This is a genomic window from Capnocytophaga sp. oral taxon 338 str. F0234, assembly GCF_000192225.1.
Taxonomy (GTDB): domain Bacteria; phylum Bacteroidota; class Bacteroidia; order Flavobacteriales; family Flavobacteriaceae; genus Capnocytophaga.
In genome coordinates this window covers 1-22,314 of sequence record NZ_GL872413.1, presented here as the reverse complement: position 1 = coordinate 22,314, position 22,314 = coordinate 1, and the positions used below count along the sequence as shown (strand labels likewise).

The window sequence follows — 22,314 nt, the reverse complement described above, 5'->3', positions numbered from 1 at the left end:
ACGGAAAAACTTTTATAACGTACTTGGAAACAACTGATAAAGTTTTCGTAAAAAAGAGTTGTCTTTTTTAATTAATTTTAAAATTAGTGCAATTCCTCGCAGTAATAGCTGATACGTCCACCACTATCACCTATCTCGATGCTTTCATCATACCAACTAACGATTTGCAACTTGAAATAGTGAGTCCCATCAGCGGTACGTATGATATAAGTATGAAATGAAGGTTCGTAGGAGGGAGGTGGACCTGAGAATACTAAAGCCTTGTTCAATAATGGATTAGCAGTAGTGGTCGTTTGCTGAGGACCTCGATTAGGATCAAACCATGGAATACCTGTGATATTATTGGCAACCGTATAGCTCACCCACTCACGCCGAGACATGGTAATAGATATGTTATTAGTATCCACTACCCATTCTATATCGTGGGGTATTTGTGAGACACTCTTCCAGCGATCGTACCCTTGGAAGCCCATATCGGCTACCCCTCCATGTCCATTGCCACTGGTGCCACTATTGGTGCGCAGTTTGTTACCACAGAAAGCTAAATCCCAGTCCAAACGATTTTTCTGTCCTCCTTCTATGATGTCGGCATTCACTTGGTAGGCATTAAATACCTCGCCTGTACGTAAGTTGTAGTATATCCAGTCGTTGGTAACCTCATTGATATATCCTGAACGGCGTGGTAACACCTTTCCTGTAAAAGGTAGTGCATCATATTTTACACAACTGACCGAAAGGGTGCTTATGAGAATGTAAAAAAGTATCTTTTTCATAGCTAAATCATCTTAAAAATCAATCTCTATCTGTGCAAACCATCTGCGGCCAGCTGTAGCAGGAATATTGAACATAGTAACCCCCGAACCTAAGGTGGAAGGCACATAGTTAAAAACATTATTAATCCCAATATTCAGCTTGTAGTGCTTGAGGAAATGCTGTTGTACATTGAAGTTAAATAAGGCATAAGCAGGCAATTCGCAGCGGAAATAGGCTTCTTTGCTCACGGGGCGCACACGAGTTCCTCCGCCTGAGGGTACTTGTTCTTGTATGGTGATACGGTCTTGTACATCAAATATCTTCTTACCCATCATACTCATTGTCAGTCCTGCCGATACATCATAATCATCGCGGTACCACTTGTATTCGAGTCCTGCGGTAGCAGCATGAGGCGAGGTAGTATTGACTTGCAGTCCGTCGGTTTTACTTACATTTACATACGAATAAGAAGCATTGAGCGTTAAGGCAGGAAGTATCTTCCAGCGGGTAAGCAGGTCAAAGCCCAATAAACGTTGATTCGAGAGATTGGTATATTCAAAATTGTACTGAAACTCATATATCTTCCAAACCCCCTCTATCTTGTCATAGAACTGATTGACAAAGGCATTGCCCGATATAAAGAAATTAGGTACGGCATATTCTGCTCCGAGAGAGAAATAGTGGTTTTTTTCGGGTTGTAACATCTCATTGCCTATGATCTGGAACATTCCCAAGTGATCCCAATTGAAAAATAGCTCTTTGATAGAAGGCGAGCGGTAACCCTTGGCATAGTTGAGACGGTAGGAAAGTGCTTCGGAGGAAGCGTATTTTATCGCTACTTTAGGTAGTGCCATGAGTCCAAATTGTAGGCTATAATTGGTACGCAAGCCCGCTTCCACTTGCCATTGTGGGGTAATGGAATAAGTATCTTGGAAGAAGAACTCCCATTCCTTGAGCCCACGAGTGAGCATACGATGCGAAGCAAAGCGGTCGCTGGTAAGGTCGTCCTGAAAATAGTCTATCCCCAGAATCAGATCATGCTTTTTAAAATATTGGGAAGTAAGCGTAAGGCGTGGCTGCATAATCTTGGAGTCATACACCTTCTTATGCTCATCACGACGCTCATGACGCTTATAACGCTCATAGAAATCGGTATGGAAAGTCCCATGTAGGGTCAAGAAATTTTTCCATTGGTAAGAGAACTTCGCTCCTCCTGTAAAATCCTTTGTTTGTGAGAAATACAAGTCTTTTACCATATCGTATGAGTTCATCAGAAAGCCCGTTCCATAGAGTTGCAGGCTAAAATTCTTGGTTTCAAAATAGAGTTTTTGAGAGGCTGACACGTGTTCTACCCCCTCTATACCCATAGGTGGACGCAAAAAGGTAGCCTGTACTATCGTATCTTTAGGGAGGAATGGATTTGCCTCACGGGTATATACCTTACGGTCAGGTTCTTTTTGGTAGAGATAATAAGCATCTTGGCTACTAAACCACACATCGGTTTGGGTGGTGAATTTTCCTATTTTGGATCCTGCGGATACCCACGATTGTAGGTTGGGTTTATCGGCATTTTTCTCAAACATATAGAGGAAATCACGTGGTTGAGGGTTGTGGTAATTACGCTCGTTCATCTCGGCATGACGCGAACCTACCGTAATACTCAGAGGCTTGTCTGTTTTCTTGGTAATGATGTTAATCACTGCCCCTGCTGCGCGTGAACCATAGAGGGTAGAGGAGGCTCCTTTCATTACCTCGATACGCTCCACGGCATGGAGATTAAAGCGTTCGTAATCCAGATTTCCTGCCATTTCGCCTGTCATACGCTCTCCATCTACCAAAAAAAGAATATGGCGTGCATCAAGTCCCTGCATACTTATCTCGTTGCCAAAACCTACTTTTTGAATATTCATACCCGGGGTTTCCTGCATTAGGGCTTGCTGGATATTGCTATAGCCTGCTTCTACGAGCTGCTTTCCTGTGATCACTTGCACCACGGTAGGAGTTTCTTTAATGGGACGTAGGGGAGTGGTTGCTTTGGCTGTAATAGTGGTGGCTGTAAGAGCTGTGGTCTCTTGGGAGAGGTATATGGTAACGTCCTTTTGCTTAGAGAGTGTTCCCTTCTTAGCCTTGTAACCCAATGACTGTATCTGGTAGTATAGGGTGCCGTCCTTGTGCTTTTTCAGTAGTGCCACCCCTTTATCATCGGCCACACTGTGTTGCAGTTTATCATTATAGGTAGGTTCTGTATAGCTCACTACGGCAGCTACAATAGGCTCACGAGTGCTTTCATCAAGCACCCGTAGCCGTATTTGTTGTCCATAGCTTCCTCCACAAAAGAGAAGGAATAGGCATATTAGATATCTCATTTTCTGGGAAAAAGAATTATAAATCATCATAGCCCCCCTCTATAGGAATAATAGGAGAGGTGATATATAATCCCAGTTCTTTATTGATATAAGCCAAGCGAATAGAAGCACCGTTTTTCTTCAAGCGGGTAATGATGCGTATCTCTCCCTTATCAGAGGTTTTTAGCTGTTGGGTACCTTCCGCATTCCAAAGGGTAGTGGTTACATTCACCGCTTTGAATTTGGTAAAGAGATAATGAGAGAAAGTCTCTCCCTCTATTCCTGCTTTTTGGTATAATTCCTGTTCGGTTTTAGTGGTAGGATAAGCAAAACGAGCCAATGCCTCAAAGGAAATCTGCATATTATTAGCTGCTACAGCGGTTTTAGGTAGGGTGATTCGCATACGCTTAGTAACATTGGTATATTCAGTACCTCCTTTCCATTGGAAATGTATAGGCAAATCCACCTGAGTGGTTTTTCCTTCGTAGGTAAGAGTAGAGGATAGAGTTCTGCTTTCACCGAGAAATTCTACCGTATATTGGTAAGTCTTGCCGCGTAGCTGCTCATCACCATGGTCTAACTTCCATTCGGCGAGTGCTTCTTCGTAGGCGTCATATTCCTCATCAAAATTCTTTAGGCGAGCGGTATCTATCTTTTGGCGGAAGACATGACCTACTACATTCATCATATTGTAGTTAATAGAGATCTCAATTTCCTGTGTATTGACATTGTAGAAGCCTACCAAGATTACTGCCCCATCTGGCTTAGGCTTGGCAGGGTCATCGTCCTTTAGGTAGGGGGTTACCTCTCCCTTATCGTCAAAGAGCTTTATCCAGCCTGCTTCAGGATATTCGTTCTTCTCCCAAGAGGAGAGTTCCATCAGGGTAGCATTGGCGGTCATTCCAATAGCAAAAGGCATAGAACCAGGTTGTATCTTGACGATTTGGATTTCCATTTTTTTCTCTACTTCCTTCCAGCGGAATCGAAATTTGGTAGGCACTCCTCCAGGGAGGCGGCTCTTATCCACCCCCGCCATCTTAACATCCTGTCCTAATATAACTGTATTGTTCAGCTGCTGGATTACCTTAGCAGTTCTGTTGTCTTCTTGTTTAATCTCTTGGTGTTGTTCTTCTTTTTTACAAGAAAAAACTCCTATAGCAAAGGAAGCTATACATATAAGGGATATTATTTTTTTCATTATAAGGTATTTAAAAAGGTTAGTTTTCATCTTGGTTTTCTTGAGCTCGTACCCAGTCATAATTTTCTAGATCATACTCATTAAGTTCTCCTCTATCAGGAGTTATTTTCCCGTTATACTTTTGGATAAAGGCTTTGGTTTCTGCCCTTTCATAGATCTCTTGAGTGATGGCAAAGTTGAGTTCTCCATTCTCATCATCTCTTTCTCCATTATTTGTAAAATAAGCTATCTGGGTAGGATAGGTAATTTTAGCTATAGGCAAAGCGCTTAAGGTAAGTGTATTAATAACCTGTAGTTTGCTCATATCAAAGTCTTGTAACTTAGGAAGTGCTATCAAGGAAATTGCATATACTCCTATAGGTTTTTTCCCCTTGCTTAGCTCAGGTAAGGTTACCTTTTCCAAAGCAGGGCAATCTCCCAAATGGAGGATATCCCCTCCAAATAATCCTGAGAAAATACTTTTCTCTCCCCTTTGTAGGAATACCTTGCTATGGGAAAGGTCTATTTGCTTAATAGCTTTGTTATGTGAAAGCATTAATATTTTGAGATTTTCTGCTTGAGAGAGATCTAAAGCAGGTGTATTTACCCATTTGAGAGAGACCCCTTCAGTGTATTGTCGTATTTTTAAGTAAGGCAAAGTAGCTTCCTTTTCTTTGGACATTTCTATTTGGACGTTTCCTGCATAGTGAGGGTGGTTGATGATGTATTCCAGCCCGTCTAACTTCATAATCTTACTTTTATCGATCTCCAATCCTGTAGGGTCATGGTGAGATTGTTCTATAACAATAGGAGTGGATAGCTCGGCAGTATGTAATGGTTTGCTGATATCTATCTTATCTCCTATCATGAGACTGGGGAAAAGTCTCTTGAACAACTCAAGCAGGGTAGGATCGGGCACTTCGCGTAGGGTGGTATATTTCTTTAGAGAACCGTCCTTAGTAGCTATTTGAATATCCGCTTTAGCAGCAGTTTTTGAATAAGCAGGGAGGCTCTCCATATCATATTGGGCAGTTACCGGAAGGATAAGTTTTCGCAAAGGACGAAAGTTCTTAAACTCATAGATAGAGTTACCACTTAGGTCTACCTGCTGGATATTCTCTGGAAGCAAGGAGAAGTCAAAGACCTTTCCTAAAGCATTATTGGAGAGATTCACCTCTTGCAAATTCTTGAAGATAGTGATTCCTGCCACGCTCTTAAGTCCTGCTCCTGAGAGGTCAAGAGAAGTGAGGTTCCACAACTTATCATCAATTACGATGGCATTCCCCTCAAAGGAGAATCCCTTTGCCTTGAGTGCTGTGGTAAGTTCTGGATTGTCTAAGGGAAAAGCCTTTCCATACAAGGAGATGTCATCTTTCTTACATGCTCCTAAAGTCATTAGTATTACAACAAGCAATACTATTGTTACTCGGTGAAGATATCTTTTCATAAGGATGTCTTTAAAGAAATAAATTTTTAATTAGAATAAATAAACAATTTATAAGCGAGCGCAAAGATACAAATTTATTTAGAATAAAAACAAATAAAAAGTAGATAAAATTATAAACTGTCAGAAGAAAGAGTTAGTTATAATAATATAAGAGGCTATCCTTTTCGGACAGCCTCTTATATTATTTCCTTTGTCGTACCGCTTCAAAAATAAGTACAGCAGCACTGGTTGATACATTCATGGAGTCAATTTTTCCTCGCATTGGGATAATGATATTCTTAGAAGAGGCTGAGAGCCACTGGGGGGATAAGCCAACATCTTCTGTACCTACTACGATAGCTGTGCGTCCTCTGTAGGATACACTGTCATAAGGGACTGATGCTGATAGAGCTGCGCAGTAAATAGTAAAATTTTCCTTCTGTAAGAAGGAAAGAATCTCCTTAGTACTTGCTGTGGCTATGGGCACTGTAAAGAGAGTCCCTACACTGGAGCGAATTACATTAGGATTATATAGGTCTGTCTTAGGGTTGGCAATACAAACAGCATCCACTCCTGCAGCGTCGGCAGTACGTAATAGTGCTCCTATATTACCCGGTTTCTCAGGAGCCTCTGCTATGAGTATGAGTGGATTCTCCTTATGAAAAGTAAGTTCTGAAAGGAAATGATCTTTAGTTTGAGCAAGTGCTAAGATTCCCTCAGTGGAGGAACGGTAGGAGAGTTTTTGATAAATCTCCATAGAAATTTCTGTTAATTTCTCTCCAGCAAACTGTTTTTCTACTTCTTCTTGTGAAAGGATAGCCGAACAAAAGAACAGTTGTTTTATCAGATAACCTGCCTCTATAGCAAGGGTGAGTTCTCGCCTTCCTTCTATAAGGAATTCCCGTTGTTCTCTTCGTAACTTAGATTTCTGAGTAAGGGAGTATAGGTGTTTTATGAGAGGGTTTTGGAAACTGGTAATCTGTTGCATGGTTATAGAGCCAAATTGTCAATCAGGCGTACACCTTCTATATATACTGCAATGAAAGCGCGGTATGGAGTGTGCTCCTTTTTTTCATAGGTTTGTTGTAATGTATTTTCATCCACAATAAGAAAATATTCTACCTCAAATTCAGGTTTCTTAGCGAACTGTTCCTTAACAAATATTTCCAGATCAGGGAAAGAGTCAGTTGTAAAGTGTTCTTTTACCTCTTGTAGCACTTTGTATATAAAGGAAGCTTTCTCTCTTCCCTCAGCAGAGAGTCGTTGGTTACGGGAACTCATGGCAAGCCCACTTGCTTCACGTATAATAGGGCAAGGGACAAGGGTTACGGGGAGCTTTTTCTGGCTGACCATGCTTTTGATAATAAGAATTTGTTGGTAATCTTTTTCTCCAAAGTAGGCACGAGTGGGGTGAACTAAGCGGAAGAGTTTTTCTACAATAGTGGCAACGCCCTGAAAGTGCCCTGGACGAAAAGCGCCTTCCATTACCTTATCTAAACCTTGAAAATCATAATTTCCTGAAGTAGGGGCACCTTCATACATCTCAGAGATAGCAGGTGCGAAAATAGCGATATTATCCGAAAGGGTTTGGATGGTAGCTATATCTTTTTCTAAGTTGCGAGGATACTTTTCCAAATCCTCTGTATTGTTGAATTGGGTAGGGTTTACGAATATACTTACCACAACTTGGTCATTATCTTCTATGGCTTTTTTGATCAAGGACAGATGACCTTGATGTAAGGCGCCCATAGTGGGAACTAAGCCAACAGATTTTTTTTCTTGATTGAAAGAATTCAAGAAGTGCTGTAACTCTAATTTATTGTTAAAAATTTTCATATTTTTATGATTTTGAACTATGAAATTGAATAAATATGTAAATAATTTGAATTTTTTTTGTAACTTTGTACCGAAATAGTTATAGAATAATAATATACCTATGAAAAATAAAAAGATTCTCTATGTTTCTTCAGAGGTATTACCTTATCAAGCAGAAACAGAAGTTTCAAAAATTGCATTTGATTTAGCAAGAGCCCTCAATACTACGGGAGGACAATTACGAATATTTACTCCTCGTTATGGGGATATTAATGAACGTCGCCATCAGCTTCATGAGGTGATTCGCCTCTCTGGAATGAACTTAGTTATTAATGATATAGATATGCCTTTGATTATTAAAGTAGCTTCTATCCAGAAGGAGCGTATGCAAGTGTATTTCATTGATAATGATGAATATTTTAAGCTGGAGGATACCTTTGATACTGAAGGGAAACTCTATGCTGATAATGATGAGCGTTGCATTTTCTTTGCAAAAGGAATTATAGAAACTGTTAAAAAACTTAATTGGACACCTGACCTTATACATGTACAAGGTTGGTTGGGAGCTTTGTTACCCCTATACTTACGTACTACTTATGCAGAAGAGGCTATCTTTTCTCATACCAAAATAATTACTAGTTTTTTAAGATCTCCTTTTGAAGGAACTCTTAGCAAGCAACTTCTTTCTAAAATGGCTTTTGATGGAATCACTCAAAAAGAAGCTCCAGAACTTTTAGAACCTAATAGCATGAATTTTATAAAAATAGCTTCTCGCTATTCTGATGCTATCACTACTATTAAAGGAGTTTTACCTAAAGATGCTCTTTCCTATATTACTTCCTTGGAAAAACCTTTCCTATTGGAAGAAGCAGAAATTCTCCAGAAAACTTATCCTCAGTTTTACAGAGAACTTCTGCGCTAAAGTATAGAATTTTCTTTCATTACTTTACCTTGATCTCATACGGTACCCTTGCTTGTAAGAAAGAATGAGGATATCGTGTGGAATAATTTATCCGTTGGAGTTGGTCATAGGTATCTTCCCCTATTTCTTCACGTAATAGGAATCTAAGTTCTGCTCTGGTGGAGGCTTGGAACTGTTTCTTAAAGAATTCACTAAAGTCCACTTCTATTATAGGATAAGCAATAAGGCTATAATTACCGCTTGAAAGATTCTTCTCCTTGGCTACATAGTCAATAACATCATTTAAGGAACCTATTTGGTCAATAAGTCCATGCTTTAAAGCATCAGCACCTGTCCATACACGTCCTTGAGCTAAGGAATCTACTTTTTCCCAAGTCATTTTACGACCATCTGCTACTCGTTGTACAAATTTTTTATAGAAACGTTCTATGCCTTCAGTAATTACTTCACGTGTTTTTTCAGGGGTCTTTTCTAAAAGACTATAAGTAAGAGCATGAGGGTGTGTTTCTACTTGTTGGCTATGAATGCCTATTTTATCAGCTAATTCTTTAGCATTAGGGATAAGACCAAATACCCCTATAGAGCCTGTCAAGGTTTCCTTATCAGCAAAAATGCGATTGGAATTACATGCTATATAGTAACCTCCCGATGCTGCCCAATTACCCATAGAGGTATATACAGGTTTTACTTTTTGAGTGAGTGCAATTTCCCGATGAATAAGTTCTGAGGCTAATCCACTTCCACCTGGTGAATTTATCCTTAGTATGATAGCTTTAATGTTTTTATCCTCGCGAGCATCCCTTAAGGATTCTATGATAGTTTCATTACCAATTTTTTCTCGCTGGGATTTTCCCTCTATGATTTCTCCATCGCAGAAGATAATAGCAATTTTATCCTTCTTTGCTTTTTTAGGAGCTTCTTTTAGGGTTTCAAGGGAAACATTTTGTGCATATTCTTCAATAGGGATAAGGTGAAGGTCTTCTATTTTTTCACTTTTAGTAACCTTACAAAGACTATTTTCAAATTCATCATGGAAAGCAATCTTATCTACCAAATGATGCTTTAGCGCAAGTTCAGGAGTACGTCCCCATAGGCTGTCTGCAATTTGGTTAAGATCACTAAGAGAAAAACCTCTACTTTGTACTACCTCATCGGCATAACTTTGCCATAAGGAATGCAAATAGGCACTTATTTGTTCTCTGTTGGCTTCACTCATAGTGTTCTCTAAGAAAGGCTCTACAGCGCTCTTGTACTTACCATGGCGGAATATTTCCATGTGTATACCTGTTTTTTCCTGCAAATCCTTATAGTATAACACCTCTGCACTAAGCCCCTGTATGTCTACACTGCCCAATGTTCCTAAAAAGAGAGAGTCAGCAACACTATGGAGAAAATAATCATACTGGGAAATAGATTCTCCAAAAGCATAGACAAACTTTCCAGTAGTTTTGAAATCGGCTACTGCTTTACGAATATCTGCCAGATGTGTCTTCCCTGTGATTCCTTCAGTGGATCCCAGTATAATTCCCTTAATATGCTTATCTGTCTTGGCATACTTAATAGCTCTGAGAATTGCTGTAAGTGTATTTTCTTCAGTTATCTCATAATTGAAATTTTTAATGTATATTGGCTGGCTGTATTCATATACAGGCTTTTTGAAATCCAAACTCAATATGGAATTCTCCTTAGTACTCTCTTTTTTTGGAGAGAAAGCAGATCCCATTCCAATAAAAGCAAGAAGTATGAGGCATATTGAAATAAAAAAACCAATAATTACAGCTAATATTGTTTTGAGAAAATTTACCATAAATGAATGATCATTACATAAACATAATAATTGCATAACCTACCACAATCGCTACAATAGTGGCGACAAAGCCAGGAATTTGGAAAGAGTGGTTTAGTACATACTTCCCAATATGAGTGGTACCAGTACGGTCAAAGTTAATAGCTGCTACTACAGTAGGGTAGTTAGGGATAAAGAAATATCCATTGACTGCAGGAAACATTGCCACTAAAGCAAGGGGAGAAATACCTAAAGCAATACCTAAAGGATATAATGTGCGTACGGTTGCTGCTTGACTGAATAGGAAGATGGACATCACAAAAAGTGCCACAGCGAAGAGGAATGGATATTGAGTTACAATCTCAGCTATGTGTGTCTTGAAGAACTCAATGTTTCCATTAAAGTAGGTGTCTCCCATCCATGCAATCCCAAAAATAGCAATAACCGCTTGCATTCCCGCAATAAATACAGATCCTTTTACAGCTTTATTAATATCTGCTTTGGAGAAAATAAGCATAAGTCCTGCGGTGGACATCATTACAATTTCAATAGTTTGAGTCATACCAAGTTGTACCATCTTACCATCTATTTCAAATGATGGGCGCAAGGCATCTACAGAACCGAAAAGAACGATAGAGAGCACTCCAATGAGAAAGATAATTACAGAGGTTTTTGCTTTTTTAAGGTCTGCTTCTGAAGGTTTAGGTTTATCTTGTTCTTCTTTGCTGATAAGCCCTTCCTTAAGGCGACGAAGATATTCAGGATCTTTTTCCAAAGGAACTCCTATGAAATTCACTGCAATAGCACCAACAATCACTCCAATAAGTGTAGAGGGGATACATACCATAAGGATATTTCCCAAGGTAATTCCCTTATCTCCTAAAAGTTCAGCTGAGAGAAGGGCAGCGGTGGCTGCGGATATAGGACTTGCTGTAATAGCTTGTTGGGAAGCGATTACAGAAATAGAGAGTGGACGCTCAGGGCGTACCTTGCTGTCGGTAGCAATTTCTGAAATGATAGGTAACAAGGAGTAAGCAATGTGCCCTGTACCAGAGAATAAAGTGAAGAAATAGCATACTACAGGAGCAAGAAAAGTAATCATAGCAGGATTTTTCCTAAGGATTTTCTCGGCAACTTTTACCAAATAATCCAACCCTCCTGCTGCCTGTAGGGTAGCTGCTGCGGTGATAACCGCTACGATGATGAGCATTACATCAATAGGAGGGTTACCTGGCTTAAGCCCAAAGCCAAAAACCAAAATTCCCAATCCAATCATACCGAAGATACCCAGACCGATACCTCCTACCCTTGCTCCTATAAAAATAGCTGCAAGGACAATCAATAATTCAATGTAAATCATAGCAATAATCTAAGTTTAACGTTGTTGTTTTTAAAGGCACAAAGATACGAATTTAATGATTAATGACTCATGATTAAAGGATAATTTTTGATAAAAATTTATTTTTTAGCAATTACTCTGATGGTTTCCTTCACTTTTTGGGCAATAATACGTGCTATCTCTATATTAGGGTGTACTATAGTAATATGTCCCATTTTTCTAAAAGGACGTGTTTGCCGCTTACCATAGATATGAGGGGTAACCCCTTCCAGTGCTAGGACTTCTTCTATATGCTTATAGAGTACATCTCCTGTATAACCTTCTTCTCCTACTAGGTTAACCATGACACCAGCTACTTTGCTTTTAGGACTTCCTAAAGGCAAATTCAAAATGGCTCTAAGATGCTGTTCAAATTGGTTCGTATAACTTGCTTCGATAGAATAATGTCCAGAATTGTGTGGACGAGGAGCTACCTCATTGACCCATATTTCTCCTGTTTGGGTGAGGAATAGCTCTACTGCCAATAGTCCTATACTCTCAAAGGATTGAGCTACTTGTAAGGCTATCTTTTGAGCTCTCTCGCTGATTGTCTGAGGAATACGTGCCGGACAGAGAACATATTCTACTTGGTTAGCTTCAGGGTGAAACTCCATTTCTACCACAGGGTAAGTAACGGTTTCTCCTTTAGCATTACGAGCTACTATTACTGCAAGTTCTTTTGTTATTGAGGCATATTCTTCTGCGATACAGTCCCCTTGAGGAAGTGAAGCTAAGTCCTTATCATTACGAACTATTTTTACTCCATTACCATCATAACCAAATCGGGTACTTTTCCATACAAAAGGATAGCTCCATTTTCCTTGTATAAGGGATTCATTTAAGAGAGTAGGAGAGGAGAAATATTCAAAGGGAGCCGTAGGAATATTGTGTTTCTTATAAAAATCTTTTTGTAAGCCTTTATCTTGTATAGTGCGTAGACTCTTAGGGGTAGGGTATACAGTAACGCCTTCTTTCTCTAACTGTTCTAGAGCATCTACATTTACATTTTCTATCTCAAAGGTAAGAAGATTTACTTTTTTACCAAACTGATACACAGTATCATAATCCAATAGATCTCCTTGTTCAAACCGTTGACAGCCAAAGCGTGCCGGAGCGTCTGCACTTGGGTCAAGCACTGCAGTGCGAATATCGTACTTAAGGGTCTCAGCAAGGAGCATCTTTCCTAACTGTCCACCTCCAAGTATACCTAAGGTAAAGTCTGTAGAAAAATAGGTCATTTTAAATTATTTGACAAAAGTTATAATTAATTGAGAGTCCTTACACTCTGTAAAAAGATTCTCCAATATGTTTGCAAAAATACGAATTTATTTATTTTTCTATTGCTTTTTGACTAACTGTGTGTAATATTTTTTAAAGGATTAAGATAGAAAATATTTAAAAAGCTAATGTTTTCATTGTTAAACTTTAAAAAGAATATTCATCCAAGAAGAGATCAAGCACAGAGATATTTAAGATTATTCTTAAGATAATATTAATAAAGAGCTAATAATTAATAAAAGGAAATAAATTATTTAATTAGGAGGAAGTAAAAATGCTTAATATCGCTTGCTGAATTCTACAAGTATTGAGTGATAAATGATAGTTTTTATTTTTGAAAAGTATCATATTGCGAAAATAGATTTATTTATAAATAATCTTTATTTCTAATAATCAAGAGAATTATATAAAAAAGAATTAGAAAAGAGTGCTAAAATATAAATTAAAATTGTGCTGAAAATGCTTTTTTTATGCTAAAAAATCGTATTTTTGTGCTCTGTTAAGAAATTATACACTATGAATAAGAAACGTAATACAATGGAGTATTTGAAATCTTTTTATATAAAAGATTACCTAATAATGGCGCTTGCCATTTTTATTTATACTATTGGGCTTACGGGATTCATTATGCCCAACCAAGTAGTGTCAGGGGGGCTAGCGGGAGCTGCTCTTCTATTGAATTATGCCACAGGAATTAATGTATCCAGTACGATTTTCGTAGTGAATGTATTGCTTCTGATAGTAGCCTTCCGTCCTTTGGGAAAGAAATTTGTTATCAATACTATTATAGGGGCGGGAATGCTTACCGTTGGAGTAAGGTTAGGAGAGGTGTACTTAAAACCTTATTTTTTAGCCAACCCACCTGTGCATGATCCATTTATTGCTATTGTGTTGGGGGGTATCTTTATGGGAGTCGCTTTAGGAATGGTATATTCTGTTAATGGAAGTACAGGAGGAGTGGATATTATTGGCTTTTTGGTTACCAAGTATTTTAAAATACGAATCTCTCGTATTCTCCTATATGTGGATGTACTTATTGTATTATCTTCTATCTTTATATTGAAAGGGTATACGATAGAAAAAATGGTTTTAGGGCTTATCTTACTTCCGGTGATGTATCAGGCGGTGGATGTGATTATGAATGGAGCCAAGCAAGCCATACAGGTTATTATTCTCTCAAAGAAATATGAGGAGATAGCCACCCATATTAATACTGAGCTTAAGCGAGGTTGTACAGTGGTTGATGGTATAGGTTGGTATACCAAAAACTCTCAAAAAGTAATCATTGTCTTTGCCCGTCGTGGAGAAGGAACTGCTATTTTTCGTTTGATTAATAGTATAGACCCTGATGCCTTTGTTACTCGTGCTAATGTGGAAGCCGTTTATGGAAAAGGTTTTGAAAAATTTAACTAACAAAAAAATTTAACTAACAAACTAATATATTTTTTGTATTAGATTTTTGCTATATATTGGAAATTATTTAATTTCTATAAGTAAAGAAAAATTCCTGTAAAGGTTAATGATTTTGTGCTGAGGAAATATTAATGTTGTGTGATAAGAATACATCTATTGTTTATTTACTTTAGTTTTTTAAGCAATAAACAGGGAAATAAATTTAATACATTCTTAGTAATTTATAAAACATACTATATGAAATTATTAAATTTGCATTCTTTGAAAAACATGACATTGTTTTTCTCTGCTATGGCTCTCTTTTCATGCAAAAAAGAAGATGCCAATGAATCAAACAGAACGGCTTTAAATGCAGCGCAATTAGACAGTTATGTAGCGCAGCTTCCTTCTGTAAAACAGCGTGCTCCTTTCTCTGAGAGATTAGCCTCCCAGCAAGCACCTAAAACAGCTTCTCTTTTCGGAGCCCCAATGATGAGTGTGGCAGCTACTCATTACTATGAACAAGCTAAAGAGTATGAGAATCAATTGCTTTTTACCGAAAATGATGAAGTTTTTTATCCAGGAGCTTTGGTAAAATCAAAAACAGTGGTTGATGGGTCTTATTCTCCTATTATTGTACCACGAAAACCTATTACTATTTCAGTTTCATTAACAGGAGACTCTCCTAGGGTTACTGTTGAGAATCCCTCTCTGTCTACAATGCGTGCAGCGATTAGTGAACTGTTAAATAAGAACTTCAATGCACCACCTGCTAATATGACTTATAATAGCTATGAAGTACATGATGAGCAGCATTTGAAATTGGCATTAGGTGCAAGTTACTCTGGTGCTGTAAATACAGTGAAAGGAAGTACTAATTTCAAATATGATAAAGAAAAAACAAGATATATTGTCAAAATTGAACAGGTATTCTATACAGTAGATATAGATCTTCCTAAAAAAGCTTCTGATTTCTTTAATGATAATTTTGATTATAGAACCCAGTTTGGAGCAGAAAAGCCTGTTTATATCTCTTCTATCAAATATGGGCGAGTATTATTACTCGGTATAGAGTCCACTCTTAGTAAGATTGACTTAGAAGCTAAAATAAATGCCTCTATTCTAAGTGGTAAGTTCACTGCGGAAGCTGAGACAGCTTATAATGAGTTGAAAAAAAGTGCTACCATCACAGGACGTGTTTTTGGAGGAAATGCTAAATTGGCAGGGAAAACTATTGGGGATTTCGCTTCAATACGTACCTTCTTAGAAGAAGGAGCTACTTTTGGAAAAGAAAATCTCGGTGTACCGCTTTCCTATCGTTTAAGAGAGTTAGGTACTAATGAGACTTTTAAAACGGTGATTTACTCTAAATATCTAAAAAATGATGCTTCTTCTATTGATGATAAAACATTAGATTTTGATTTGGTTATTAAGCGAGGAGAATTAAGAGATGCTTTGGGAAAAGAGTTGTCCACAGAGTATTACACTATTGAAAGATGGAATCCTAAGAGTTCTGAACAACCTAATCCTACGAGAGATTATTATGATAATTCAGGAAAAATTACCAAGAAAATCATTTCTTTTGAGAAGGGAGAAAAAATCTTTATCAATGTAAAAACAAAACATGGTAAAACACTTTCTTTTAAACTTCCTTCCTTTGAAGAGTTGGTAAGAGCAGCCCAAAGTAGTAAAGAAGCAAATATGTACGATTTGGAAAAAGGTACTGGACATGCTATTAAAGATATAAATAACAATAGTTTAACTATTGGTATTTACAATCAGAAAATAAAGTAGATTCTTAGTAAAAAGCTTTATTAATTATATGTATTTTTTAAGAGAACTATCCGTTTTTACGATAGTTCTCTTAATATTATCTCTCTCTTTCGGACAAAAACTTTATCTTTGCCAAAAAAATGACTGAATGAACAAAGAGGTTTCACATAAAATAGAACATCTACATATCTGTGTACTTATCCCTACCTATGACAATGCCAAGACATTAGCAGATGTATTGGAAAGGGTACTTGAGTATACCTCTCATGTATGGGTAATCAATGATGGATCTACGGATGATACGGCTGTAATTTTATCCCAATATCCTTCTGTTCAGATAATAACCTTTCCTAAGAATACAGGCAAGGGGAATGCCTTGAGGATAGGTTTTCAGGAGCTTCGTTCAAGGGGATATACTTATGCACTTACTATAGATTCTGATGGGCAACATTTTCCTGAAGATATACCCGCTTTTGTACAGGCTTTGGAAAGGGAAAAAATGCCTGTGTTATTGGTAGGAAGTCGTAATATGTCTGGGGATACCATACCTAAGAAAAGTAGCTTTGGACGTAGATTCTCTAATTTTTGGTTCCGTTTGGAAACAGGAGTGAGTCTTTCCGATACACAGTCTGGATATAGGCTTTACCCTCTTATGGAGATTCCTAAAAGATATTTTACTGGGAAATTTGAATTTGAGATAGAAATATTAGTGCGCACCTCTTGGCGAGGGATTGCAATAAAGGATGTGCCTATACGTGTATTATATGATCCTAAAGAGCGTGTATCTCATTTTCGCCCAATAAAAGACTTTATTCGTATCAGTATACTGAATACTTTCTTGGTGCTTATTGCTTTCTTATATATAAAACCACGTGATTTCTTTCGAGGTCTAAAAAAAAAAGTTTTATCCGATTTCTCAAGGAAGATCTCTTAGAGAGTAATGTCTCTGATAGTAATAAGGCTTATTCGGTTGCCTTAGGAGTCTTTTTTGGGATAGCTCCTTTCTGGGGATTTCAAACCGTTCTCACCCTTGCTTTTGCGGTATTTTTTAGGCTGAACAAATCTCTTGCTTTTCTCTGTTCCAATGTGAGTATTCCTCCCATGATTCCTATAATTGTACTGACTTCTCTTAAGATTGGAAGCCTCTTCACAGGAGGAAAGATGCTCCCTCCCAAAGGAGAGATTACCCAAGAATTTATTAAGGAAAACCTTATTCAATACCTTATTGGGAGTTTCCTTTTAGCCAGTATTGCAGCTGGGTTATTAGGGATAGGAGTGTATCTACTTTTGAAAATAAAAGGTAAAGAGGTATAAGTAAATAAAAAACCATCCTCAACGGATGGCTTCTTAACAAAAATAATATATGCGCAGTAACTAATAACCTTATTTGAATTCTAAAATAGCATTTTCTATAAAGTCAATATAATCAAAATAACCATTTTCTTTCAGAAAATTAACTAAGTATGCCCCACTGGCTTCCATGCCTCCTACAGCTTCCACTTGGAGGAGCTTAGCATAGAGAGGAGCTATGTATTTCTGAACACTTTGCGTAGGTACGGAGGTACGACGGGCGAGATAGTTTACTATTTTCCCTTGAGCATCTTTGAATATATCAAAATCTGTTACCACCCAATAATATTCCCCTGATTTAGCAAGATTCTTAGCTACAGCGTGGAAATTAATGCCTTGTTGTATATTATCCCATAGTACTTTGAAAATAATACGGGGCATATCCGGATGGCGAATAATATTGTGAGGAGAGCCTAAAAGTTCTTCTTCAGTATAACCACATACATTACAAAATACCTGATTTACATAGTCTATAACCCCGGCGGCATCAGTACGACTCATAATAGTTTTGGACTTATCCCAATCCACTTCCTTATCAATAGGAGTAGGGTACTTAAAGTTTGGTATCATACTCTGAGGGAATTAAAGTAATATTAATATTTATTTCCTCGCAAAGGTACATATTTTTTTTAGAATAGAAAAGAAAATGATAATATTTTTAATAAGATGGACTGTTAAATTTATATATTAATAGTTTAGGAAATAGCAGATGGAATGGAAAATGTCAAGGAATAATGGGTTCCTTAAAAAGTTATCAACAATGTGTGAAAAATAACTATAATAAAATTGGGTTTTTTAATAAAAAATTTATAACTTGCGCCCGCAAAATATAATGAAAGAAAAGTACTATGGATTTACTCATTGTAGCAGTGTTTTTTATTGGTTATCTGTTTATTACAGTAGAACACCAAGTGAAAATTGATAAGACTATTTCCGCTCTTGGAATGGCAGTTATTTGTTGGACTATCCTTAAAACGGCGGATTTACCCGTTTTTGAGATTGAAGATGGATTAAAACCTCTTGCAGATAATTATGGAGGAGATAATCATCAAGCCATTGATAATTTGCTACTCCATCACTTAGGAAAGGTGGCAGAAATTCTCTTTTTCCTTATTGGTGCCATGACTATTGTTGAGATTATAGATATGCATCGTGGTTTTGAAATTATTAAGAAGATGGTCAAAACTCGCAAAAAGAAAAAGTTACTTTGGGTATTGGGAATTGTATCCTTTTTCCTTTCTTCCTTGATAGATAATCTTACCACTATTATAATAATGATAACCATCCTACGTAAGCTCGTACCTTTCCGTGAGGAACGTATCTGGTATGCATCTCTGCTTATTATTGCTGCTAATGCGGGGGGAGCGTGGTCACCTATCGGGGATGTAACCACTACCATGCTGTGGATGGCTAATAAGGTAACTGCTTCAAGGCTTATTGACTATGTAGTGCTTCCGGCAGTTTTCTGTTTTGTGGTTCCTTTCCTTATAGCTTCTTTCATGCCTATTTTCAAGGGTCGCTTGGAAATTCCTCAGATGGACAAAACACAGGCTTACAAAAGTAGTACGCCTATCCTTATTATAGGGGTATTGGCTATTATCTTTGTGCCTATCTTCAAATCCATATTTCATCTACCCCCTTACTTGGGAATGTTATTCTCTTTAGCAACGGTATGGTTTTTCTCTGAACTTTTGAAGCCTAATAGTGAACTTAGTGAGGAAGCAAAACCTTCTTTCTCCGTACATAGAGCATTAGGGCGTATAGAACATTCCAGTATTCTATTTTTCTTAGGAATTCTTTTAGCAGTAGCGGCCTTGGAGTCTATAGGCTCTTTATTCCATTTTGCTGGTTGGTTGGATTCTGTAGTACCTAATAAGAATATAGTAGTCATGATCTTAGGATTTGGCTCTGCTGTAATAGATAATGTTCCTTTGGTAGCCGCAGCTATTGGTATGTTCCAAGAGCCTTTGGATGCTTCTCTATGGCATTTTATAGCCTTCTCTGCAGGAACAGGAGGCAGTTTGCTTATTATAGGATCTGCTGCTGGAGTGGCAGCTATGGGAATGGAAAAAATTGACTTTTTCTGGTATGTAAAACATATTTCTTGGCTTGCTCTCTTAGGATTTCTTGCAGGTTGTGGTTCATTGATTGCTGTGGAAACATTCTTCCGCTAAGAGTGAAGAAATGATAATATGAAAAAACTTTTGGATAGAAATTAATTAACAATTATAAGATTATGATAATGAATAAATCCAATAAAATTATGAAAGTGCATCACCTATTATATTTGATAATATGGATGCTCGTACCTCTGTTAGGTAAGGCACAAGCTACCCCTCCTCCATATAGTACGAGTGTTCAGAACACAGTATGTGGGGGTACAGTGAAAGTGGATTGGAGTGCTGCTGTAGCCGCTAAAGGAGTTGCTTATGTGGCTGACTGGTGGGCAGAGTTGTATGATAATAGTGGTGCTAATAAACAATCCCAGCAGGCATTTGATAGTGCAGGAAAGGCAGAATTCAAGAATCTTTCCTCAGGCACCTATAAGGTAAAACTTGTTAGGAAGGATGGTACTATGACCCATCCTACAGTAGTTACCCAAGCGGTAGTCTCCACCTATAGGCGCTTTGTGGTGGATGCAATAGCACAGACAGCAGCTGAAAGAGCTACTGGTGAATGTACTGCTGATGGAAAAGTTACTGTTAAGATTAAGGATGGTGCGGGTCCCTTCATAGTAAAACTCTATGAAGTAGGGCAGACTGCGGTTGCAGTTACTTCAGCCCCTACTAATAAAACAGGCAATGAGACAAATGTTCTCCTTACAGGACTCAAGCCTAATACTAAGTATGAAGTAGAAATCACTGACCAAGTAGGAGGAGGAAGTTGTTCTATTACAGAAAATAGAAGTAGTGGAAGGAGTTTTACTACTTTAGGTGCTTCAGGATCTTTCCTTCATAATGTAACAATGGAAACATCACGTCCTCTTAAATCTACAGAAACTCAAGGAGAAAGAGGACTTGTAAAAATAGAAATTAATAATGCCTCTGCAGGAGCGGGTCCTTTTAGTGTAAAAGTAGTGAATAAAACTACAGGTGAGGTGATTATTGCCTCACAAAGTATTAATAAAAGTGGTGCTACAGGGACAACCTCAAAGGTTATAGAACCAGATGGAGGCAAGAAGCTTGAAGCTAATAAAACTTATCAGATTACTGTAACGGACGGTAGTTGTACAGCAGTAAGAACAGAAAATGTAAAATATACATATTCTGCAGAGCAACTTCGTATGCACTTAGTGCCTTCTTGTAGTGATTGTAATGAATTCAATATCGCTTTAGAAGTAATTTATCAACATAGTACTAATAAGGAATGGTATTATCCTTATTTGCTTACTATGAAAGTTACTCGTGGAGGAGTTCCTGTTGCAGGATTTCCTAAAGAGTTCACTAGTGTAGAAGCTATAAAAACACCTTCAGCAACAGAGGGATCACATCATATTTATGGGAATAGAGAGTTTCGTTATTGGAATTGGAAAAGACCTTTTTTACATACAGATATATCAGAGAAATTAAAAGTAGGAGATGTGATTGAGCTCTCTTATAAGGATGGGGATGGAAAAACCAAGCAGCTTACCCACACTGTAGAAGCTCTCAAGGCTGATATGCCATTAACACAAGTGAAGTTGGAATCTACCAGTGCAACAACTCCCTGTACTAAAAGACTTATATTTGAAACGCGATTTCAATATAATGCCTCTTCCTCTTGGCTTGTTACCTATAATGCTTTTTGCAATGTAGCGGGAATAAAAGCCAGAACAAATCAGTCAGGAACTTGGTCACCTTATACAGAGGATCCTCTGTACCCCAATAAACTGTTTAAGTATTATGATGGAGTGGATGAGAATATACACAGGATAAGAGTTAACTCTCTTTCAGGAACTCAATATAAGGTGGAATATGCGGAAGCTACAGCAACTCTTGATGGGACATCTCCTAATAGTTGTAAGCATTATCTTTCCAAAGACCTTAAATCATCTATACCCAATAGTCTTTTGGATGGGATTCTTGTGAGAAAATCAGATGATCCTCGTTGGATATTACAGGTAGCGGATAGAGGATCGAATATAATTTTTGGTGCTGATGACCCGAATAGATCAGGCTTGGTCAATTATATTACGGAGACCAATCACTTGAAAGTAAAAATTGAGCGAGAAGATGGTAAATCAGAAGTAATTCTGAACTCTACAGGTCCATGGAACTTAGCAGGTACTTACAAGGTGAAATTTCCTTTTGAGAAGGAATTCTATCCTTCTATGAATGAAGGAGTTAATCACGTTTATGTAATATCGGACTTACCTACAGGAAAGTATAAGATCACAATGCGAGATGGATGTGGAGCTACTCGTGTTGTCAATATTGATATGAGTACTCCTTTAGAGAGTGCTTATTATGATCTTAAGTATGAAGTAAAGACGGATTGTAGTAAGAATGGACAGGATAGTCGTGGGGAAGTAACATTTACAGGGATCCATGGAAAGTATAATGTATCTCCTTTTAATTATATGTTTGTTTTTAAGGATACTGCTGCAGATCCATCAACAAGTACTGAACCTTTGTATAAGCGAACATCATTAACGGGTATTAATGGATCATATATTGCTAAAGAATTAGATGAAGTAGCCAATCCTGATGCTTCAAAAAGGAGTGTAACAGGGAAGATAGGGAATCTTCCTCCAGGAAATTATATTTTGGGGATTAATCCTACATGGCGATTTTGGTATACGGCTATAGATAAGCCTGAAGACAAAGGGTATACCTATGGGTATAAGCCCAATATGCGTGGAAGAAGATGTTTAGGAGATACTATGTTCTATCAGTCTTTTACCATCACTAATTATACAGAAATAACTCCAATAGTAGGGA

Annotated in this window: 15 protein-coding genes and 1 pseudogene; 6 read left to right on the top strand and 10 right to left on the bottom strand. The window is 37.7% G+C overall.

Going from position 1 to position 22,314, the window contains the following annotated elements; genetic code table 11:
- Positions 1-83: 83 nt before the first annotated feature.
- From HMPREF9071_RS00080 to panC, 6 genes are all read right to left on the bottom strand, one after another.
- The gene (locus HMPREF9071_RS00080) at positions 84-773 is read right to left on the bottom strand and encodes an HmuY family protein (RefSeq protein WP_009401230.1); all 690 of its coding nucleotides are present in this window, start codon (positions 771-773) and stop codon (positions 84-86) included.
- Between the two features lie 12 nt (positions 774-785).
- Positions 786-3,119 carry a TonB-dependent receptor gene (locus tag HMPREF9071_RS00075; RefSeq protein ID WP_040358113.1) on the bottom strand — a complete coding sequence of 778 codons (2,334 nt, stop codon included), beginning with the start codon at positions 3,117-3,119 and terminating at the stop codon, positions 786-788.
- A gap of 16 nt (positions 3,120-3,135) precedes the next feature.
- On the bottom strand, positions 3,136-4,296 hold the full coding sequence (locus HMPREF9071_RS00070; RefSeq protein WP_040358112.1) for a DUF4903 family protein: 1,161 nt from the start codon (positions 4,294-4,296) through the stop codon (positions 3,136-3,138).
- Positions 4,297-4,315: 19 nt separating this feature from the next.
- The gene (locus HMPREF9071_RS00065) at positions 4,316-5,722 is read right to left on the bottom strand and encodes a leucine-rich repeat domain-containing protein (protein WP_009401227.1); all 1,407 of its coding nucleotides are present in this window, start codon (positions 5,720-5,722) and stop codon (positions 4,316-4,318) included.
- Positions 5,723-5,903: 181 nt separating this feature from the next.
- Complete coding sequence (locus HMPREF9071_RS00060) at positions 5,904-6,689, bottom strand: RNA methyltransferase (protein ID WP_009401226.1); 786 nt, start codon at positions 6,687-6,689, stop codon at positions 5,904-5,906.
- A 2-nt stretch (positions 6,690-6,691) separates the two neighbouring features.
- Positions 6,692-7,537, bottom strand: coding sequence for a pantoate--beta-alanine ligase (gene panC / locus HMPREF9071_RS00055; RefSeq protein WP_009401225.1), 846 nt, complete (start codon positions 7,535-7,537; stop codon positions 6,692-6,694).
- 100 nt (positions 7,538-7,637) lie between these two features.
- Here panC and HMPREF9071_RS00050 point away from each other — a divergent pair, with 100 nt between their 5' ends.
- Positions 7,638-8,438, top strand: coding sequence for a glycogen/starch synthase (locus HMPREF9071_RS00050; protein WP_009401224.1), 801 nt, complete (start codon positions 7,638-7,640; stop codon positions 8,436-8,438).
- A gap of 19 nt (positions 8,439-8,457) precedes the next feature.
- On the opposite strand, the gene sppA is transcribed toward HMPREF9071_RS00050, so the two are convergent.
- The 3 genes from sppA to HMPREF9071_RS00035 form a co-directional block, all read right to left on the bottom strand.
- Positions 8,458-10,281 carry a signal peptide peptidase SppA gene (gene sppA / locus HMPREF9071_RS00045; protein ID WP_009401223.1) on the bottom strand — a complete coding sequence of 608 codons (1,824 nt, stop codon included), beginning with the start codon at positions 10,279-10,281 and terminating at the stop codon, positions 8,458-8,460.
- Positions 10,259-11,584, bottom strand: a complete 1,326-nt coding sequence (locus tag HMPREF9071_RS00040; protein WP_009401222.1) for an anaerobic C4-dicarboxylate transporter family protein — start codon at positions 11,582-11,584, stop codon at positions 10,259-10,261. Before HMPREF9071_RS00040 ends, sppA begins: the two co-directional genes overlap by 23 nt.
- 98 nt (positions 11,585-11,682) lie before the next feature.
- On the bottom strand, positions 11,683-12,840 hold the full coding sequence (locus tag HMPREF9071_RS00035) for a 5-(carboxyamino)imidazole ribonucleotide synthase (protein WP_009401221.1): 1,158 nt from the start codon (positions 12,838-12,840) through the stop codon (positions 11,683-11,685).
- Between the two features lie 556 nt (positions 12,841-13,396).
- Here HMPREF9071_RS00035 and HMPREF9071_RS00030 point away from each other — a divergent pair.
- From HMPREF9071_RS00030 to HMPREF9071_RS00020, 3 genes and pseudogenes are all read left to right on the top strand, one after another.
- Entirely contained in the window at positions 13,397-14,293 is an 897-nt protein-coding gene (locus HMPREF9071_RS00030) for a YitT family protein (protein WP_009401220.1), read from the top strand.
- Between the two features lie 237 nt (positions 14,294-14,530).
- Positions 14,531-16,066 (top strand): thiol-activated cytolysin family protein, encoded by a 1,536-nt coding sequence (locus HMPREF9071_RS00025; RefSeq protein WP_009401219.1) that lies wholly within the window; start codon positions 14,531-14,533, stop codon positions 16,064-16,066.
- 127 nt (positions 16,067-16,193) lie between these two features.
- A pseudogene (locus tag HMPREF9071_RS00020) lies at positions 16,194-17,359 on the top strand (DUF2062 domain-containing protein).
- A gap of 69 nt (positions 17,360-17,428) precedes the next feature.
- On the opposite strand, the gene HMPREF9071_RS00015 reads toward HMPREF9071_RS00020, so the two are convergent.
- Positions 17,429-17,965, bottom strand: coding sequence for a PAS domain-containing protein (locus tag HMPREF9071_RS00015; protein WP_009401216.1), 537 nt, complete (start codon positions 17,963-17,965; stop codon positions 17,429-17,431).
- 278 nt (positions 17,966-18,243) lie between these two features.
- Between HMPREF9071_RS00015 and nhaD the strand changes: the two genes are divergently transcribed.
- A complete protein-coding gene (nhaD, locus tag HMPREF9071_RS00010; protein ID WP_009401215.1) occupies positions 18,244-19,569 on the top strand; it encodes a sodium:proton antiporter NhaD in 1,326 nt (441 codons plus the stop codon).
- Positions 19,570-19,658: 89 nt separating this feature from the next.
- A partial coding sequence (locus HMPREF9071_RS00005; protein WP_162859663.1) for a hypothetical protein occupies positions 19,659-22,314 on the top strand: 2,656 nt, incomplete at its 3' end.

Coding starts and splice junctions, on each gene's coding strand:
- HMPREF9071_RS00065 (WP_009401227.1), bottom strand. CDS start 5,722: ATGAAAAGATATCTTCACCGAGTAACAATAGTATTGCTTGTTGTAATA.
- HMPREF9071_RS00080 (WP_009401230.1), bottom strand. CDS start 773: ATGAAAAAGATACTTTTTTACATTCTCATAAGCACCCTTTCGGTCAGT.
- HMPREF9071_RS00050 (WP_009401224.1), top strand. CDS start 7,638: ATGAAAAATAAAAAGATTCTCTATGTTTCTTCAGAGGTATTACCTTAT.
- HMPREF9071_RS00030 (WP_009401220.1), top strand. CDS start 13,397: ATGAATAAGAAACGTAATACAATGGAGTATTTGAAATCTTTTTATATA.
- HMPREF9071_RS00040 (WP_009401222.1), bottom strand. CDS start 11,584: ATGATTTACATTGAATTATTGATTGTCCTTGCAGCTATTTTTATAGGA.
- HMPREF9071_RS00025 (WP_009401219.1), top strand. CDS start 14,531: ATGAAATTATTAAATTTGCATTCTTTGAAAAACATGACATTGTTTTTC.
- nhaD (WP_009401215.1), top strand. CDS start 18,244: ATGGATTTACTCATTGTAGCAGTGTTTTTTATTGGTTATCTGTTTATT.
- HMPREF9071_RS00070 (WP_040358112.1), bottom strand. CDS start 4,296: ATGAAAAAAATAATATCCCTTATATGTATAGCTTCCTTTGCTATAGGA.
- sppA (WP_009401223.1), bottom strand. CDS start 10,281: ATGCAATTATTATGTTTATGTAATGATCATTCATTTATGGTAAATTTT.
- HMPREF9071_RS00075 (WP_040358113.1), bottom strand. CDS start 3,119: ATGAGATATCTAATATGCCTATTCCTTCTCTTTTGTGGAGGAAGCTAT.
- HMPREF9071_RS00015 (WP_009401216.1), bottom strand. CDS start 17,965: ATGATACCAAACTTTAAGTACCCTACTCCTATTGATAAGGAAGTGGAT.
- panC (WP_009401225.1), bottom strand. CDS start 7,537: ATGAAAATTTTTAACAATAAATTAGAGTTACAGCACTTCTTGAATTCT.
- HMPREF9071_RS00060 (WP_009401226.1), bottom strand. CDS start 6,689: ATGCAACAGATTACCAGTTTCCAAAACCCTCTCATAAAACACCTATAC.
- HMPREF9071_RS00035 (WP_009401221.1), bottom strand. CDS start 12,840: ATGACCTATTTTTCTACAGACTTTACCTTAGGTATACTTGGAGGTGGA.